Raw genomic sequence first — 13,189 nt, 5'->3', positions numbered from 1 at the left:
ATCCTATTAATGGTGAAACTGTTTTAGTACTCACTTTCCATGGCAAAGGAATGCGAGATAGGAGCATGATATATAAGAAGAAGCCCGGGAATATCTCCCCGGGCTTCTCTTGTGCAAGGCTGATTTTAAAAAAATTCATGACCCTGCCAAATGCAGCCGAAGCTGGAATGTGGAATCCTGATGAGTCCAAATCCATAAAAGTTATCGGATAGAAATAAGACGTGCGAGATGGCAGCACGTCTTTTTAATAGACCTTATTTTACGAAATTTTCTGACGATATGATAAAATAAAAATAAAATGCGTAAATGGAGAGCCTGGGATGAAAAAAGTCGGACAAGTAACCTTAGTTTGCCTTTCGATCGCTTTTACTGCCTATCAAAAAGTCTTGAGCGATGAGCCTTTTTTCACCTTTGATTTTATGATCTTTACAGTGATTGCATGGCTCGTTGGATGGCAGTATGATACTGCTAGAGAAAATAGTAAAAACGCTCGGGCAAATGAAGAGAGTTATAAAACCTTGATCGATGCATTGCCTGAGGCAGTGATTATTCATCGAAACACAGCCATTATTTACATCAATCAAGCCGCGGCTCAAATGTGGGGAGCGGGCAGAAAGGAAGATGTTATAGGGAAATCCCTATATGACTTTGTCGCACCCGAACATGTGGAACGTTTATTAAAAGATACAGAAAATCTGCCTTTAAATACTTTTGAAGTCAAGGTCGAAAGTCAAGGTGTTATCTCATTCTTGGAACTTTCCTCGCTCATGATTGTGTTTGGCAAAAATAAGGCGATCCTTTCCGTCATAAAAGATGTTACGGCAAGACAGGAGGAAACGAATCGTCTTCTGCGAAAATCAGAGAAGCTGGCTTTGCTGGGCCAAATGGCAGCCGGAATTGCACATGAGATAAGGAATCCATTGACTTCTGTCAAGGGATTTATTCAACTCATCAAAGTTAACCGGCGAGAAGAAGAGTATGTTTCCATTGTTTTGGATGAGATTGATAGAATCAATGGTATTGTTGGCGATCTTCTTGTCCTTGCAAAACCCAGGGATCTTGTATTTATTGAGCAAAATATGATGCTTGTACTAAAAGAAGTCATTACCATGATCCAAACCCAAGCTGATGCAAACAACATTATGATATTAGAAGAATACGAGCCTGATCTTCCACTATCGTATCGCGATAAAAATCAAATAAAACAAGTTTTTCTTAATCTGCTCATGAATGCTATAGAAGCCATGCCTGATGGTGGTGTGATTATGGTTAAGTTAAAAAAAGAAGGAGAAATGGTTTCTATTAAAATTATTGATGAAGGCATAGGGATTCCTGAGGAAAGAATCCCTACTCTTGGAGAACCATTTTATACAACCAAGGATAAAGGAACCGGCCTGGGATTAATGATTTGCTGCAAAATTATCGAAAACCATAATGGTCTTTTAACAATCCAGAGCAAAGTCCTGGAGGGAACAACGGTAGAAATCAAGATACCGTGTTCTGACAAACATTATAAAAAGCAATTAAGTACATTATTATGACGGAATGAAAAAGAGCTGTATAAACAACAGCCCAGCCGATAGCCAACAGATTTGGAGTCCTTCCATCTATTGTCCGCATTGATTGCAAACCCTGTTCTCCTGTAATAATAGAGGATCATCGCGGATCCTATTGCAATCCCCCATATTGGGAACAGCAGGAGCGGAGTGGATGCCCCCCAATTTGTATAATCACCGCTGACAAAGAAATCGAGGACGATTCGAGTACCAGTAGTGGTCAACATAACAGAGACAACTGCAGCAGGAACAACGGCCAAAGCAGTGGGGACACATTTTCCAGCCAAAAAGGGAATCCATCGCTGCCCAAGGGGCACTGCTGAATTCCCTCTGTTCCTCTTTACTCCACCGATACTGGGCATTGATCAGCATCGTCGAATAACCGGATAATATGGGTGAAAGGTGTTTTTAAATCGTGTGAAATCCCTTGAATCCATTCCCGTTTTGCTCTTTCAGAATTCTGCAGATCCTTTTCGTTTTTGTGCAGTGTGTTTCCAAGCAGCCTAAAATGCTCGAACAATTCCTTTAGACCGAATACGGCATTTTTATTTACCGTCTCTGAACAATACATACCATAATGGATGAAAACAAAAGATAAAACGCTTAGGAATCTTCTAAACGCTTTTTTATCGCATTCATTTTAAAATGGAAGAACCAATATAGACAGCAGTACCCCACATCACAATGGCTGATAGTTTGTTTAAGACCTTAATAAAATGTCCTGTCCTATCCACCTTTCCGATGATTCCCCCTGCAATACCCAAACCCGTAAACCAAATCCATGAAATGACTATACACGCCAGAGCAAAAGCTATTTTTTCCGTACCGGTATAACGTAAGGAACTGGTTCCAATTACACCTACTGTATCCAGAATGGCATGCGGGTTTAGCAATGACACAGACAAGGCAAAAGCAATCTGCTTTTTTGGTTGATATAATAGGGTTTCATCTTGCATCACACTAGGATTGCTTCTCCAAGTAACAAAACCCATATAAACTAAAAAGAGGACCCCGGCGGACAGCAGAGTAACCTTTATCCAGAACGAACCAAGAACAACCACTGAAACGCCTAACACCGCCAGTGCAATCAGGACCGAGTCACATACAGACGCCGTAATGATTGCTGGAAGTACCCATAAAAATCTTGGTTGAGCTGCACCCTGATTGAATATGAATATATTTTGCACCCCTAGCGGCAGAATCAGGCCCAAAGATAATATACAACCATGAATAATGGCTTCAAACATTCCTTCTCCTCCTTAAACCACGTTACACCGAGTGTAATTCATGATAATGGATTCGTCTCCAACCAATTGGATGGATACCTACCCAGCCAATCCATTATAATAATAGAAAAAAGAAGAGGTCCATCATGTCTGAAAATGAATGGGTACCAAGCAAAGTTTCTGCCACTCCCCTTCACCGTCAAGTATATGAATTTATCAAACAAAAAATAGAAAACGGGGAATGGACGGTTGGAACAAAGATTCCACCCCAGCGTGACCTTGCTTCAAGATTCAACGTGAACCGCAGTACAATTGTATTTGCTCTTGATGATCTCGCAGCAGATGGATTGATTGAGTCAAGAGTGGGAAAAGGAACGTTTGTCATCAATAAGACATGGAGTTTACTCACTTCAGCCCCTCCTCCTAATTGGAGCAGTTATGTGGAGTCTGGAGCCTTTTCCACCATTCCATACTTCTTCAGCTTGTCATACAGGCTCGTTTTCCCGATCCCGAGGCTCTTAGCGGCTTGAAGCTTGTCGCCGTGATGTTCCCTTAATGCGGCCCGCAGCACTCTTTTTTCGGTGTCTTCGAGTATTTCCTTCAGACTTTTAGTCCCCAGTTCCATGGTCGAATCTTCTTTCATGTAATCAGGGAGAGCGTCGTTTGTAATCCACTCTCCTTGGCATAGGTGGACTGCCGCTTCCATGACGTTCTCAAGTTCGCGGGCATTGCCTGGCCAGTTATGTTTAGCGAAAAGGCGGGTGACGTCCTTATGCATCCCGAGGATTCTTCTGCCTGTCCGCTTATTGATTTTTTGAAGAAAATGCTGTGACAGCTGTTCGATGTCTTCCGGCCGCTCGCGAAGTGAAGGAATATTGATCTGGATGACATTGATCCGGTAAAATAAATCTTCACGAAACCGCTGTTCCTCTACCATCTTTTCTAAAGGTTTGTTTGTCGCCGCTAGCACGCGGACATCGACTTTAACCGGTTTTACACCGCCAACCGCCTCTACTTCTTTTTCCTGAAGGACACGAAGCAGCTTGACCTGCATGTGCATCGGCATATCACCGATCTCATCCAGTAAAAGCGTCCCCCCGTCTGCCAACTGAAACTTCCCGAGCTTTCCGCCTTTTTTTGCACCGGTAAAAGCTCCTTCTTCGTACCCAAAGAGTTCTGATTCGAGCAAATGCTCCGGTATGGCCCCGCAGTTTACTTTAATGAACGGCTTATTGCTTCGTTCACTGAGCTGATGGATGCTATGGGCAAACAATTCCTTGCCAGTGCCGCTCTCCCCTCGTATCAGCACGGATACTTCACTGGTTGCAATTTTTTTGATGCGCTCCTTCAGTACGATGATCGGTGCGGATTTCCCCACAATATCATGCAGGGAGTACTTGGCGCCAGTATTTTCCTCCTGCACATTTCGGTAGTACTCCAGCTCCGTTAAGAGATTTTTAATGTGGGAATTCATCGTTCGCCATTCTTCGGTATCCCGGAAAGTAACCGTTCCCACCGCTCCGACAGTCTGTCCGTTCCGAAAGATCGGGATGCGGTCTGCAATCATATAGTTTCCTTCAATGTGCTGAAGATCGGCGATCTCTTCTTTACCTGTTCTGGCGACGATATGCATACGGGTATTTTCAATGACATCCGTAACATGCTTCCCGATCGATTCCATTTGATCTACTTTTATAAAATCACAATAGGCTTTATTGATATACGTGATGACGCCATCTACATCCACAACAACGACACAATGGAAGGCATTATCAAGTATGGTTTCAAGCAGTTCATCCTTAAATTGATTTTCAGTAAGCAGCAACCCTGACACCTCTTCTTTAAGCAAGAAGCCGCCTTATCGGAACAAGGCGGCTCTCCACTTATTTTTCCAATGTTTGAGCCCCGGCATAATGGTCTTTCACCTGGTCCCTCAACGCTCTTTTTAGAAACTTGCCGACAGACGTTTTTGGTATTTCATCCATAAACAGTACATCGTCGGGTATCCACCATTTTGCAAATTGAGGTTGTAAGTATTCTTTGATATCTTCCTTTGTTACTTTACCTTTTGCTTTATCTTTTAGTACGACACAGGCAACCGGCCTTTCCTGCCATTGCGGATTGGGTACAGCAACCACTGCCGCTTCATAAATATCGTCATGCGCAATGAGAGCGTTTTCAAGGTCGACAGAAGAGATCCATTCTCCTCCGCTCTTTATTAAATCTTTCGTACGGTCGACGATTTTTATCGTTCCTTCCTCATCGACGGTGACAACATCTCCTGTATGCAGCCATCCCTCTTCAAAGGCCGAACGGTTTTCATCACCGTAATATTCATCGGCGATCCAGTTGCCCCGCAGGAGCAGTTCACCCATCTCGTTCCCATCCCATTTGACGTCTCCAGATGCACCTTTCACTCTCATCTCCACACCGGGAACAAGGTAACCCTGCTTGGCCCGAATGTTAAGCTTTTCTTCATAGTCCAAGTCCTGCTGATAACTTTTAATCCGTGAAAAAATAACAAGCGGGCTTGTTTCTGTCATCCCGTATGCATGGGCAAACGGAATATTGTGCCTTGTTTCAAACGCTTTGATCATTCCTTTAGGTGCTGCGGAACCGCCGCATAAAATAGATCGGAGGCTTCCTGTATCATAGTTCCCTTCATCCAATTCTTTTAAAAGGCCAAGCCAGATGGTTGGAACTCCTGCGGTGATCGTCACTTTTTCCCGTTCGATCAGTTGTGCAAGCAGCTTTGGCGTAAACTGCGGCCCAGGAAGCACCTGAGTCGTTCCGAACCAGACCGCCGCAAAGGGAAGCCCCCACGCGTTCACATGGAACATGGGAACAACCGGCATGCAGATGTCTGACTCAGATACACTGCCGCCATCTGCAAGCCCGAGTGCCATGCTGTGCAGAACGATCCCTCGGTGAGTATAGATGACTCCCTTTGGATTTCCGGTCGTGGCTGACGTATAACACATCCCTGCCGGTTCGTTTTCATCAATATCCGGATTAAAAGTAAATGATGGTTCTCCTTCTTCCAGCAGTTTTTCATAATGATACAGCGGTTCAAGCGATGAAGCCGGCAGCTCCTGCTCATCTGTCATCAAGATAAACGCTTTAACACCGGCGATTTCATCTTTTAACTTTTCTATCAGCGGAAGGATGTCCTGATCAATGAGCAGAACCTTATCTTCGGCATGGTTAATGATGTATGCGATGTGAGCGGGAGAAAGGCGGATATTAATGGTATGAAGAATGGCCTCGGCCCCCGGGATGGCAAAATAGGCCTCCAAGTGGCGGTGATGGTTCCAGGCCAGCGTCCCCACTTTGTCCCCCTTTTGAACGCCAATCTTTTTAAGCGCACTGCTCAGTCTTCTCGTCCTGTTTGCGATTTCACGGTACGTAAACGTTCTGATCCCGGAAGCTGTCCGGCTGACCACTGTCTTCTTTGGAAAAAATGCTTCCGCATGCTCTATCATGGCTGTCACTCTTAAAGGCACATTCATCATCATTAAATTCCTCCCTTAGAAAATAATAGATTCGATCCCCTGATTCTGCTGCTGCAGTCCTCATTTGTACCTAGTTTACTACTTCACCACACTTGCAAAAATCCCTTGTTTCTTTTTTGGAAAAGTCTTCTATGGGAGTAAATGCCCACAAGAAAAACCAAAAAGCATGAATTGCCTTTTGGTTTTTCACACTATTTTTTAAATACGGCACGGTGTTGGAATCGGGATGGGCTTAACAGGAACAGGGGCAGGTTTCATCCATTTCTTTTTGGAATTTTTGTCGGGCAAGGGCAGCAGGCCATTTTTCTGCACAATAATGTTTCAGGAAAAAGCAACAAAAAAAGCGCTCGCACGAACGAAACGCTTTGCTCAAGGTCTTCGGGCCTTACTATTCCCTTTCATCTCTACATCTGCAGATACATTTGTTTGATCTTTTCAGCTACAGCATCGATATTGCTTGCCACCTGCGGGAAGGAATAACCAACATACAGCGGTGAAGCTGCAAATCGCGGAACGACCTTGGCAATGATTTTTTCTTCCCATTGATAAAAGAAAAGATTATAGCTGTTGCATGTCTTGCTGAAGCCGTTCAGCAGGAAGTGTGCGGAGAGTTGAATGTAATCAGCGAGCTCCTTCACTTTGCTCCGGTCTTCAAGCAGAATGTTGAGTTCATAGAATCCCATTTTCGGCTTTGTAGAAATATTGAATTCCATGCCCGGCTGCTTTTCAATGATGATTCCTTCAAATTGTGAAGGATGGATATTCTGATGATAATCAGCTTCTTTAAATCCAATGATTTGCATATGCGGGTGGCGGAGCGTTCCGCCAGAATACGGCCCATGGTTTTTAAAGAAGATCACGGATTGGTATTCACCGCTGCGGATGGTCTTTTCCCATGCAGAAAGGCCAAATTCAAAGAGATCATACAGATTTTCTTTTGTATACTGAGACAGCTCGGAGTAGCACTCCTTCGTTTCAATGATAACGGTCTGGAACGCATTGGCAAGTACAGGGTACTTGTTCTTAAGCCAGATGATATCTCCTTTTTCTTCAATAATTCCTGCCAGGCTTTCCCTTTCACAAAAGGGGCATTTTGTTTCTGTGTTCCGTATGCTTTCCGGTTTTTGTGTTCCGATATTCATATTAAACAGAAGATGTGTTTGCACGGAGATCACCCTTTGTACAGTGTTATGAAAGCAATCATAGTTATCTTTCTACTCTCAGGCAAGAAAAACCTCTTCTTAACGAAGAGGCTTTTCTTTCATATAGGATTTAAATGTATTCTTTACTTTTGGCACCACATAATGGCTGCCGCCTTTATCCTGAACATTTTCAATCATCATGGAGACGAGAAGGCTTGGCTGTTCTTGGTTGAACGCTACGAAATATCCATTTTCCTGGCCTTTTTCACCTATTTTGGATTTCAGCTCCGCCGTTCCGGTCTTACCGGCAAGCACCATATTTTTCAATGGCGGCCTGTATCCAGTTCCTCTCTTATCTTCGACCACCTTTACCAGATCGCTCCTGATTCTAGAGGCCGTTTCCGGGGAAATGACGTTACTCTTCCACACTTTCGCTTTTGGATTGTCTGCTTTCACCAACTGTGGTGCAATCAAATTTCCGTTATTGATAAAAGGTGTATAGGCAAGCCCCAGATGCAGGATGTTCATTTCTACTCTTCCCTGACCATATCCGGTATCAGCAAGCATACCTTCTGAATCAATTTCTTCCGTCTTCAGGGAAGAATTTTCAAAATCCAGGTCAAACGGCATGCCTTCATTAAAACCAAATTTTTCCGCGCCTTTCACCATATCTTCTTTTCCAATGGCCAGCGCCGCTTGGGCAAAGTAAATGTTATCGGAATACATGAGCGCTTTCTGCAGATTAACAGATGGCACCGCAGAAACCCTCGTTACAAATTTATTATTCCAGCCTTTTTTCTGCCACTTTTTCCCCGAGATGGCAACTTCCTTGTTTGGATTCAATTTATTCGTCTCTAAACCGATAGAGGCCGTGATGGGCTTAAACGTTGAGCCAGGGGCATACGTATAGGCAAAGCGGTTTAACATCGGATGCTTCGGATCTTTTTCAAGCTTCTGATACTGTGGAGCAGTGATGCCCAATACAAAGTCATTCGGATCAAATCCAGGACTGTTGACTAGGGCCAGTACTTCTCCCGTCACCGGGTTGATGGCTGAAGCAGTGCCGACATCCTTTTTCATCTGATTGTAGAGGTCGCTCTGCAAATACATATCGATGTTCAATGTTACTGACTTTCCGTCCACTGCTTCTTTTTTCGCTACGGTTCGTTTTTCGTTTTCTCCAGAATCAACGATCCTGATTACTCCACCGTTTTTCCCGCGAAGCTGCTTTTCATAAAATTTCTCAAGGCCTCTTCTTCCGATCACATCCGTAGATTCATAGCCTTCAGACTTTAATTTTTCGAGTTCCTCCGCTTTAATCGGCTGCACAAATCCCGTAAGATGGGATGCCGCTTCTTTATACGGATACACTCTCGTCTCAATGGACTTCGTGCTGACCCCTTTGATTTTCTGGATTTTTGAAAGACGGGGATCCTTTTCGGGAATCGTTTTTATTGGGACAAAGAATCCTGGCTGTACCCAAGAAGCGTTGAGCGCGTTGTCGATCGTCTTTTTATCGATTCCGAGTATCTTTGCGAGCTGCGCCTTGCTCGCCTCTTTGTTTTCAGAAAGGTTTTGAGGAACAATTCCAATCTGTGCTGCCATTCCGTTCACTGCTATTCCGTTCCCATTGCGGTCAAGAATTTCTCCCCGCTTCGCTTTATTGGTTTGGACCCTTACCTTGTCTCCGTTCGCCATTCCCGGGAAGATTTGTGAGTAGTCCCAATTGATATACCAATCCTTTTGATCTTTCTTTTCCTGCTCTTTCATCTTGATTTTATGCTTATATTGGACGGGGCCTGCGAGTGTATCCATTTTCACTTGATATGTATAGGTGACGTTCCCGTTCTTGTCCTCTTCAGGCTCTTCTTTCGGAATAACGGGTTTAATGGAAATGTTTTGGGCTTGTATGCCACCATATATCGCTGTGTATTTCTTCACAAACTCATCCTTGGAGATCTCTTTCTTGCTTTCATCTGAAAGCATGCTGTACATTTTATCGAACTTCATAGACTGCCAGTTTTTCATGTAGTCTTTTATTCTCGGTTCCGGCTTGGGACCATCTGAACAGCCCGCGATAATCATGAGCACCAGCACGATAAAAAATATACCTATCTTATATTTCAAAAGATATTCCCTCCTGACTGCTTCTCTCATTCCTATTTTAATCCATTTTAATAAATAATCGAAGTGATAACCCCTCACTTCAGCTTTCGTATTTGAAATGTTTTTGTGAACGCCCATCCATTTCAGCGCTCATACTAAAATACTGAAGTTCCATATTCCATAGGCTTATATCCTTTTCCCAGACCATCCCCACTTTTTTTAGAACCTTTCCTGAATCTTGGTTTGCAGGCATGATCAGCCCGATCAGCCGGTTGAGATGCAGCCTTTTAAACGCATCCTTCACACAGGCTTGTGCGGCTTCCGTCGCATAGCCCTTGCCCCAGGTTTCCTTGCTGAACGCATATAACAGTTCGACCTCATCCAAATCCTTTACATAATTTAATCCGCAATGCCCGATCAGTTCTCCATCCTTCGTTTGAACGGCAAACGTACCGAATCCATGGTTCTGCCACCCTCTAATAAAAAAATCCATCATGCGCCTTGATTCATCAGGAGTATAGGCTCCTTTTTTCGGCAAACACCTGCCTACTTCGTCCTGGCCCAGTACTTGGGCATATGATTCTCCATCCCGCTCCGCATCAAACATTCTTAGTATCAGACGGTCCGTAACGAGTGGATGAGCTGCCGCACCCTTCATTCCATTTCCTCCCTTAATTGCTCTTTTCTAACATGCTACCACACACTGAACAGAGAGTATGACTTTTTGGGATGAACTTGTTAATGAATCTGGTAAAACGGGAAAACACAAACTATCAAATTCAAAGCAAAGAGGTGTCCATCTGATGAACAGCGGTAACTGGTATGTAGGGAAACGTGCCAATTATAAAACGTGGAAAGAACGTTTTGACAGGGAAATGACCATTCAGCAGTCACTGATTTATGGAGTGCCCACGGTTGTTATGATTCTTTTTATCTTTTTCAAATAAGTTTCCAAAACATGAAATTTACAAATACACTAAATTACCGTTAATTACTCTCTCATATGCCTGTCATTTAAGCGCTACAGCTGCCCACTAAAAAAGACCTTCATCTTTTTATGAAGATGAAGGTCTTTAGCATTCGGCTACACTTACCCGACGAGGTGATGTCGGGATTTTTTATTCATATTCAAGCGGCCTATTTTGGACGTTCCAGCGTGAAAATTTCACCAAGTTTAGAATAGCTGCTGCCCGCCAGCCGGCTGACTGGCTTTAAACCTGCAGCATCGATGCGTCCTTCATTGTATAGATCCTCTTTAATATGGTAGCAGACGACCTCACCGATGAGCAGATCGCATACCGGATTCTCGCTGTTTCCACCGAGAGGGATAGCCTGCTCGAGAAGACACTCCAAACGGATACTTGCTTCTTTTAATCCCGGAACGGCAACTTTTGTACTCTTAATTGGTGTGAGCCCTGCAAGCTCAACCTCGCTTTCATCCGGCGGCAGGCTTGCTGCTGTCTGATTGATCGATTCTATATAGTTTTCATCCGAGATATGAACGACAAATTCACCAGCATCCATCACATTCCTCGCCGTATCCTTCAGCTGGCCGTTCACTCTTTGAACAGAAACCGAGATAAGGGGAGGGGATGAACTGACAATATTAAAATAACTGAAGGGGGCGGCATTCAATATACCCTCTCTTGTTGTGCTCGTGACAAAAGCTACTGGCCTGGGAATGATGCTTCCTGTCAAAAACTTATAGTTTTCTTTAGCGGACAAACGTTTTGGGTCGATTGCTTTCATGCAGGTTCTACTTCCTGGTGATCAATTTTTAGAAGAATAATGCTGCTGAAACCAGGCTGCCGCAGCTTCTGCCTCCTGCTGGGTCAGCTGATGGCCGTAATTTCCCCAATACGTCTCAACATTCGCTCCGGCTCCTCGCAGCAGGTTTTCCAGCTCTTCAGTTTCCTGCGGCGGACAGATCGGATCATTTTTCCCTGCACCGATAAAGATTTCACTTCCTTTAAGATCTGGCAGGCCCATTCCTCTTAATGGCACCATCGGATGATGAAGGACGGCTCCACGCAGCTCACCTTCAAAATGAAACAATAGGCTGCCGGCTATGTTTGCGCCGTTCGAATAGCCAATTGCCACGACATTGTTCCTGTTAAAACCATATTGCTCAGCTGCATGATCCAAAAAGTCATGCAGTTCTTTTGTTCGAAATTTCAAGTCCTCTTCGTCAAAGATTCCTTCAGCTAATCTCCTGAAAAAGCGCGGCATTCCGTTTTCAGAGACATTTCCCCTGACACTGAGGATGGAGGACTCCGGTGAGATCATGGAGCCCAGCGGCAAAAGATCTTGTTCTGTTCCCCCTGTTCCGTGGAGCAACAGCAATACTGGAGCCTCTTCGTTTTTTCCTTTTATGAATATATGCTTCATTCTGCTTCATCCTCCTTTAAGACACGTGCCTCTGCCGGCATGAGCACCGATTCAATCTTTTCCCGCTCGGGTTCCAGCCAAGGAGGAAGAAGAAGGTTTTTCCCCATAACATCTTTAGGCTCATCACGGGCAAATCCCGGCGGATCCGTCGCAATCTCAAAAAGAATGCCGCCTGATTCACGAAAATAGATCGCATTAAAATATTGCCGGTCGATGACGGGTGTTACTTCAAATCCATTCTCGCCAACATGGGACCGCCAGCTTTCGTGGTCTTCATAATCGGCAGCACGCCATGCAATATGATGAACCGTGCCCGCACCCATCGATCCCCTTCCGACTGCTGACATCTTAATGTCAATGATATTTCCCAAATCGGAAGACGCTCTGAACCTTACAAAATCTCCATCCTCCCCTGCTTTCTCCATACCCATCACATCAGTGAGCAGATTCATCGTTTTTAGTGGAGCGCCTGACAACAGAACAGCGCCGCCAAATCCTTTGATGGCAACCTCTGCAGATACACCGCCAAAGGACCATTTACTGTCTTTCCCTTCACTGCGGCTTACCACCTCAAGGTGCAGGCCATGAGGATCGTCAAAAGCTATATACTGCTCACCAAACCGCTCTGTTTTTTGAAACGCAACATTGAATTTTTCAAGCCGTTTTTCCCAAAAGCTTAACGCCCCTTCAGGCACCACGAATGTCGTGACCCCTACCTGACCCGCTCCTGTTCTGCCGCTGTATGCTCCAGGCCATGGAAAGAAAGTCATGATGGTTCCTGGTGAACCCTCCTCGTCTCCAAAATAGAGATGATACGTACCGGGATCATCAAAGTTTACTGTTTTTTTTACAAGCCGGAGCCCCAACACTCCTGCGTAAAAATCAACGTTTTCCTGAGGATTTCCAACGATGGCTGTAATATGGTGAATTCCGCTAGTCCTTTTTTTCACAATCCTGTCTCCCTTCGAATCTCCCCAGTTACTATTCCCTTTTAAAGGGTGGTTCATTAACTTACTTATAGTAAGTATAATACCAAACATAACTTACTTATGTCAAGCGATTACCGTTAATGGGTGCTGGTTTATTTATTAAAAGGAGTTTTATTTCCATTTATAAATTGAAAGCGAATAAAAAAGTAAGTTATTCCATTTACACAGGTAAAACACGAACATTAAAGTTGAATTATATTTAAAAGTTCGTAAATACTATTGTGTTTAATAAAGGATTTTGATATAGTTACTAAGGTTGATTGAAGAAAA

General features: G+C 44.0%; 13 protein-coding genes. 3 read left to right on the top strand and 10 right to left on the bottom strand.

From position 1 onward, the window contains the following. Positions 1–320: 320 nt before the first annotated feature. On the top strand, positions 321–1,541 hold the full coding sequence (locus QYF49_RS04440) for an ATP-binding protein (RefSeq protein WP_290398401.1): 1,221 nt from the start codon (positions 321–323) through the stop codon (positions 1,539–1,541). Here the strand turns inward: QYF49_RS04440 and QYF49_RS04435 are convergent. Both QYF49_RS04435 and QYF49_RS04430 read right to left on the bottom strand, forming a co-directional pair. Continuing rightward, positions 1,511–1,918 (bottom strand): hypothetical protein, encoded by a 408-nt coding sequence (locus QYF49_RS04435; RefSeq protein WP_290398400.1) that lies wholly within the window; start codon positions 1,916–1,918, stop codon positions 1,511–1,513. The genes QYF49_RS04440 and QYF49_RS04435 overlap by 31 nt on opposite strands. Positions 1,919–2,191: 273 nt before the next feature. Beyond that, the gene (locus QYF49_RS04430; protein ID WP_290398399.1) at positions 2,192–2,803 is read right to left on the bottom strand and encodes a LysE/ArgO family amino acid transporter; all 612 of its coding nucleotides are present in this window, start codon (positions 2,801–2,803) and stop codon (positions 2,192–2,194) included. Positions 2,804–2,928: 125 nt separating this feature from the next. On the opposite strand from QYF49_RS04430, the gene QYF49_RS04425 reads away from it, so the two are divergent. Further along, positions 2,929–3,312, top strand: a complete 384-nt coding sequence (locus QYF49_RS04425; protein WP_354005792.1) for a GntR family transcriptional regulator — start codon at positions 2,929–2,931, stop codon at positions 3,310–3,312. Here the strand turns inward: QYF49_RS04425 and QYF49_RS04420 are convergent. From QYF49_RS04420 to QYF49_RS04400, 5 genes are all read right to left on the bottom strand, one after another. Beyond that, entirely contained in the window at positions 3,219–4,631 is a 1,413-nt protein-coding gene (locus tag QYF49_RS04420) for a sigma-54 interaction domain-containing protein (RefSeq protein ID WP_290398398.1), read from the bottom strand. The genes QYF49_RS04425 and QYF49_RS04420 overlap by 94 nt on opposite strands. A 34-nt stretch (positions 4,632–4,665) precedes the next feature. Next, on the bottom strand, positions 4,666–6,294 hold the full coding sequence (locus tag QYF49_RS04415; RefSeq protein WP_290399045.1) for a long-chain fatty acid--CoA ligase: 1,629 nt from the start codon (positions 6,292–6,294) through the stop codon (positions 4,666–4,668). A gap of 404 nt (positions 6,295–6,698) precedes the next feature. Continuing rightward, positions 6,699–7,460, bottom strand: a complete 762-nt coding sequence (locus tag QYF49_RS04410; protein ID WP_290398397.1) for a DUF4931 domain-containing protein — start codon at positions 7,458–7,460, stop codon at positions 6,699–6,701. Between the two features lie 75 nt (positions 7,461–7,535). Continuing rightward, positions 7,536–9,563, bottom strand: a complete 2,028-nt coding sequence (locus QYF49_RS04405) for a penicillin-binding transpeptidase domain-containing protein (RefSeq protein ID WP_290398396.1) — start codon at positions 9,561–9,563, stop codon at positions 7,536–7,538. Between the two features lie 79 nt (positions 9,564–9,642). Then, entirely contained in the window at positions 9,643–10,200 is a 558-nt protein-coding gene (locus tag QYF49_RS04400) for a GNAT family N-acetyltransferase (RefSeq protein WP_290398395.1), read from the bottom strand. A 145-nt stretch (positions 10,201–10,345) separates the two neighbouring features. Between QYF49_RS04400 and QYF49_RS04395 the strand changes: the two genes are divergently transcribed. Next, positions 10,346–10,489 (top strand): hypothetical protein, encoded by a 144-nt coding sequence (locus QYF49_RS04395; protein ID WP_290398394.1) that lies wholly within the window; start codon positions 10,346–10,348, stop codon positions 10,487–10,489. 190 nt (positions 10,490–10,679) lie between these two features. Here the strand turns inward: QYF49_RS04395 and QYF49_RS04390 are convergent, their stop codons facing one another. Genes QYF49_RS04390 through QYF49_RS04380 form a run of 3 tightly spaced genes read right to left on the bottom strand, consistent with a single transcriptional unit; the run spans position 10,680 to position 12,880 of the window. Beyond that, positions 10,680–11,291, bottom strand: coding sequence for a flavin reductase family protein (locus QYF49_RS04390; protein ID WP_290398393.1), 612 nt, complete (start codon positions 11,289–11,291; stop codon positions 10,680–10,682). Between the two features lie 21 nt (positions 11,292–11,312). Continuing rightward, complete coding sequence (locus tag QYF49_RS04385) at positions 11,313–11,930, bottom strand: alpha/beta hydrolase (RefSeq protein ID WP_290398392.1); 618 nt, start codon at positions 11,928–11,930, stop codon at positions 11,313–11,315. Further along, a complete protein-coding gene (locus tag QYF49_RS04380) occupies positions 11,927–12,880 on the bottom strand; it encodes a ring-cleaving dioxygenase (RefSeq protein WP_290398391.1) in 954 nt (317 codons plus the stop codon). Before QYF49_RS04380 ends, QYF49_RS04385 begins: the two co-directional genes overlap by 4 nt. Between the last annotated feature and the right edge of the window lie 309 nt (positions 12,881–13,189).

Origin of the sequence: Fictibacillus terranigra (genome assembly GCF_030412265.1) — a bacterium.
In the GTDB taxonomy this organism is placed as follows: domain Bacteria; phylum Bacillota; class Bacilli; order Bacillales; family Fictibacillaceae; genus Fictibacillus_C; species Fictibacillus_C terrinigri.
The sequence above is the reverse complement of the archived record's forward strand: the minus strand, read 5'-3'. Positions and strand labels throughout refer to the sequence as shown.

Excerpts from the sequence above, each read along its gene's own strand:
- QYF49_RS04400 (WP_290398395.1), bottom strand. The coding sequence starts at position 10,200 with ATGAAGGGTGCGGCAGCTCATCCACTCGTTACGGACCGTCTGATACTA.
- QYF49_RS04390 (WP_290398393.1), bottom strand. The coding sequence starts at position 11,291 with ATGAAAGCAATCGACCCAAAACGTTTGTCCGCTAAAGAAAACTATAAG.
- QYF49_RS04440 (WP_290398401.1), top strand. The coding sequence starts at position 321 with ATGAAAAAAGTCGGACAAGTAACCTTAGTTTGCCTTTCGATCGCTTTT.
- QYF49_RS04435 (WP_290398400.1), bottom strand. The coding sequence starts at position 1,918 with ATGCCCAGTATCGGTGGAGTAAAGAGGAACAGAGGGAATTCAGCAGTG.
- QYF49_RS04415 (WP_290399045.1), bottom strand. The coding sequence starts at position 6,294 with ATGATGAATGTGCCTTTAAGAGTGACAGCCATGATAGAGCATGCGGAA.
- QYF49_RS04430 (WP_290398399.1), bottom strand. The coding sequence starts at position 2,803 with ATGTTTGAAGCCATTATTCATGGTTGTATATTATCTTTGGGCCTGATT.
- QYF49_RS04395 (WP_290398394.1), top strand. The coding sequence starts at position 10,346 with ATGAACAGCGGTAACTGGTATGTAGGGAAACGTGCCAATTATAAAACG.
- QYF49_RS04385 (WP_290398392.1), bottom strand. The coding sequence starts at position 11,930 with ATGAAGCATATATTCATAAAAGGAAAAAACGAAGAGGCTCCAGTATTG.
- QYF49_RS04425 (WP_354005792.1), top strand. The coding sequence starts at position 2,929 with ATGTCTGAAAATGAATGGGTACCAAGCAAAGTTTCTGCCACTCCCCTT.